1 protein-coding gene is annotated in these 604 nt (G+C 66.2%); it reads right to left on the bottom strand.

What is annotated here, in order from left to right; genetic code table 11:
* Positions 1-296: 296 nt before the first annotated feature.
* Positions 297-604: hypothetical protein (locus CA983_RS47030; protein ID WP_208637206.1), on the bottom strand; the 308-nt coding region annotated here is incomplete at its 5' end.

Below are 604 nucleotides of genomic sequence, written 5' to 3'. Positions count from 1 at the left end.
CTCCGGGGGAACGACTCCGCCCGAGCCGCTGTCGGGCGGCTCGGAATAAAAGAGATCCCCGCCGTCGGGAGCGTCCGGCATTCCTCCGGAATCACTGCCCCGGGTGGGGAGGCTGATCACGTTGCTGTCGGTGTCGTCGGACACGCGACCCCTCCTCCTGGGCTTGACAGTCGGCACCGGCCTCGCGTACGCGCGTGCGCGACACGCGCGACACGCGTCACGCGCGGCACGCGTTGGGATCGCCGAAGGGCCGCCCCCAGGGATCGGGAGCGGCCCTTCGTGCGGGACGCGGGGAGCTAGCCGAAGTGGCGGCCGTAGACGTTGTGCAGAGCGAGCGCSACCTCACGGATGAAGTCCGTGTTCCCGTCGCGATAAGCCTGCGTGCCCCGCATATTTGTGACGCGGAGCCAGTAGTAGAAAGTGCCGAGCTCGTTACCGTGCTGAGCGATCAGCTCTTGCTTGATTTTCCGCTCGTGTTCCGCACGGTTGAACTTCCTCCGCTCTGCTTTCGTGAGCGGGCGACCTGCACTCACGCCGACTCCCTGCGGTCCAGGTTGTAAATCGACGTGGGGCCACCATAGCCCATATTCGGACTCTGCGCACC

The sequence above is a fragment of the Streptomyces swartbergensis genome (assembly GCF_002148965.1).
Lineage (GTDB): Bacteria > Actinomycetota > Actinomycetes > Streptomycetales > Streptomycetaceae > Streptomyces > Streptomyces swartbergensis.
The sequence above is the reverse complement of the archived record's forward strand: the minus strand, read 5'-3'. Positions and strand labels throughout refer to the sequence as shown.